Source organism: Rhodococcus sp. P4_B6 (assembly GCF_056402215.1).
Genome location: NZ_JBFUHV010000346.1, coordinates 1 through 3,732 on the forward strand (window position 1 = coordinate 1; position 3,732 = coordinate 3,732).

General features: G+C 70.7%; 2 protein-coding genes. Both read right to left on the reverse strand.

The features are described from left to right. Positions 1-1,732: gamma-glutamyltransferase family protein (locus AC1DWT_RS50095; RefSeq protein ID WP_477926152.1), on the reverse strand; the 1,732-nt coding region annotated here is incomplete at its 3' end. Positions 1,733-1,769: 37 nt separating this feature from the next. Next, positions 1,770-3,335: an FUSC family protein gene (locus tag AC1DWT_RS50100; RefSeq protein ID WP_477926153.1), complete on the reverse strand. Its 1,566-nt coding sequence runs from the start codon at positions 3,333-3,335 to the stop codon at positions 1,770-1,772. Positions 3,336-3,732: the final 397 nt, after the last annotated feature.

Below are 3,732 nucleotides of genomic sequence, written 5' to 3' on the forward strand. Positions count from 1 at the left end.
CCGCCGACACGGCCTGCTGCGGGTTCAGGCCCCAATCCAGCATTCCCACGAGCGTTTTCACGACGAACTGGATGATCACCGAACCGCCCGGCGACCCGGTCGCGAACTGGACGTCGCCGCGTGAGCCGTCGCTGCCGCGGTCGAAGACGAGTGTCGGTGCCATCGAACTCCGCGGCCGTTTACCCGGTTCGACGCGGTTGGCGAGGGGCGCCCCGTCGGGGCCGACCGGCTGGGCCGAGAAGTCGGTGAGCTGATTGTTGAGCACGAAGCCGTCCGTCATGTGGAACGAGCCGAACGCCGATTCCACCGTCGTCGTCATCGATGCGACGTTGCCGTATTGGTCGGCGATCGAGATGTGGCTGGTGCCGTGTTCCTTGTCCTGCGGCTGCACACCGAGCGGAACGGGCCCGAAGTTGCCGGGTTGCGCGGTGCCCATGCTCTTGCCCGGGTCGATGAGGCCGGCCCGCTGCTTCAGGTAGTCCTCGTTCAGCAGTGTGTCGAGGGAATTGCCGGGCAGCGGAACGAAATCGGAGTCCGCGACGTACTTGTCCCGGTCGGCGTACGCCAGGCGCTCGGCCTCGGAGATGAGGTGCACGGCCTCCGCCGTCGGCTTTCCGCCGTTGTCGTCGAGGTTCGTCGGCCCGTACTGCGACAGGTCGAAGTTCTCCAGGATGCCGAGCGTCGCCGCGACCGCGGTGCCGCCGGACGACGGGTTCGGCATGCCGCAGATCTCGTGGTCGCGGTACGGCGTGCACAGCGGTGTCCGCTTCTTCGCCTGGTAGTTGGCGAGGTCGTCGAGGGTCATCTGGCCGGGTGTGCGGCCGCCCGACGCGGTCGCCGTCGCGTCGACGATGCCCTGGGCGATCGCCCCTGTGTAGAAGGCGTCGGCGCCGCCCGCGGCGATCGCTCCGAGCGTCTTGGCCATGGCCGGGTTCGTCAGCTTCGTCCCGGCCGGCTTCGGGCTGCCGTCGGGGTTCAGGAAGTACGCCTTCGACGGCTCGTCGACGGCCAGGTCGGGCGCGGACGCGGCGATCTGCCCGGCCATCCGCGGGCTGATCTCCAGCCCCTGGTCGGCGAGGGAGATGGCCGGGTCGAACAGTTCCCGCCACGCGTCCCGCCCGTGGTCGCGGTGCGCCATCTCGAGCATCCGCAGGACGCCGGGCACCCCGATGGACCGTCCGCTCGCGCGGGCGTCGGGCTTGGGCTCGGTGCGGTCGGTGTCGCTGATCCAGCGGAGGTAGTTCTCCGTCGCGGCCATCGGCGCGACCTCGCGCCCGTCGTACGCCTCGACACTGTTCTGCCCGGCGTCGTAATAGAGCAGGAACGCGCCGCCGCCGATTCCGGAGGACTGCGGTTCGACGAGACCGAGAACGGTCTGGGCCACGATCAGCGCGTCGGCGGCCGTCCCGCCGTCCCGCAGCACCTCGCACGCGGCCTGCGTCGACACCGGATTGGCGGTGGAGACCGCATACGACGCGGTGGTCACGGGCGTCATCCCGGAGCGGTACACGGTGGCGATCTCGGGGTTGGTCGCAAGGTTCTGGGTGGTCGGCGCCGGGCCGGGCGGTGGCGGCGCCTTGGAGACCGGGGTGCCGTTGGGAACATCCGCGCACGTGGCCGCCGGATCGCTCTGCGGTTCCTCGTCCGACGAGCACGCGGCCAGCACCCCGACGCAGAGAGCCGCGGCCAACGAGGCCCGAAATACTGTTCCGATTCCCGTCACAGGACCCATCACCGAACCCTAACAGCGGGAATCCGGCGACGACCGGCTAAAGACGAGGTCCGAAGTGCCGGGTGAGGATTCGGTACCCGAGCTCGTGCAGATGGTGGTGCTCGCGCCACCGGTCGCGGGTCCACGCCGGGTCGGTGTGGGCGGCGGTGATCGCGGCGGTCGTCGATGCGTGCAGATCGAACGCGAGGTCCCGGCAGAGTTCGGCGACGGCACCCGGTTCCCGGGCGTCGCCGAGCCGCCCGATCGTCGCGGCCACCTGCTCATCCGCGTCACTCAGGATCCGCCGGTACGCACCAGGGAGCACGGTCCACAACACCACCAGCGCCACCGCGACACCGAGCACGGTCTCGACGAGCCGGTCGCGGGACACGGTCATCAGGTCCACGTGCGTGCCGCGGCTACCGAGCACCAGGGCGAGCGGGGTGATGAACACCATCGCCAGCCCGTAATTGCGGACGAGGAACGCCTCGATCCCCGCCATCAGTCCCGCCACCACGAGGACCAGCACCGCCGCCGACAGGTCGAGCGACGACAGCACGGCGAGCACCACCAGTCCGAGCACCGTTCCGAAGAACCGGTGCAGCCCGCGGTACGTCCCCAGCACCCGGTCCGGTCCCTGGTGCAGGATCATCGCCGCGGTGATCACCGCCCAGTCGGGCCTGCCGACACCGAACCCCAGCGCGAGGAGACCGGCCGCGGGGCACGCGACCAGCAGTCGCGCGACGATCGTCCAGGACCGGCCCCGCAGATGCGAAGCCCGGCCGAGCCGATAGCGGATCGACGGCCGCGGCAGCGGGACCTGCGGCCGCAGGTCGTCGACATCCGACGCGTGGTCCGCGTCGACACCGTCCACCGTCGCCGCACAGCGCAGGTGCGCCGCGCGCAACGTGCGGGTCAGCGGGTGATCACCGCCGACGAGGGCGGCGTCGTGGAGGCATTGCCAGGCGGCGTGCAGCGACCGCACCGCGTCCCGCCGGGAACCGGGCGAGGACCCGTCGGAGAGTGCGGTGTCGACTGCGGCGACCGCAGTCGCGACCGCGGCACGCTCGGGGGTGCGGGGACGAACGATCCGCCCCGACATCGACACGAGCAACGCCGACACCGCCCCGGCCGCCGCCCAGGCCGTCACCTCCGCCACGGAGACACCGAGCGCAGGCAGCGCGGACGAGATCTCCACGGTGAGCAGCGGAAGGAAGGCGCCCGGCGCGCCGAGTCGCAGTCCGTCGACGACGAACGCGCAGACGGCGACGACCACGGTCATCGCGAGGACGAGCGCCATCCCCCACAACGCGGACCCGCCCGCCGCCGTCGCGTCGTGCACGAATGCGCCGACCGCGGCGCCGACGCCGGCCAGGAGCACCATCACGGCGGCGGCGATCGACACCACCCGCCACCGCACCCGGTACGCCCGGCCCTCGCCGTAGACGACGGCGAACGCACCCAGGGTGGCGGTCGCCGCGACAGCCGAATGTCCGAGCGCGACCCCCGCCAGCGCGGGCAGGCCCACGGCCACGCCGGCGCGGACCACGCCCGGCCAGCGTCGACCCAGCTTGGGCACCCCGAGAAGCAGCGACCGTGCCGGGGCCGGCGCAGGGATCGGCACACCGTGATCCCGCGATCCGGTTCCCTGATCCTGCGCACCTACCGACACGACCACTCACCCTACGAGCGGTCGCGTCACTCGAAGCAGTCGATGAGGTGCATCTCACGTGTGCGGATCGACTCCCCACGTGAGTGACAAAGTGTGCCCCGGGACGCTTTGCCACTCAGTGATACTGGTTGGGTTCGTTGACGCGGCCGGTCTGACTCGTTGCCACTCTGACGCCCGCAAGGACTGTCCTTCACGTGATGTGTCGACCGACCGCGTCGACGAACACACGCGGCCGGTCGGGCGGAGTGACCTGATAGGAGCCTGACTTCGACAAGTCCCATCACTGAGTTGTCCGCCGTCCCGACCGGTGCGTGGCCACCAGATGAAAGGGACAGCCATGACCAGCATG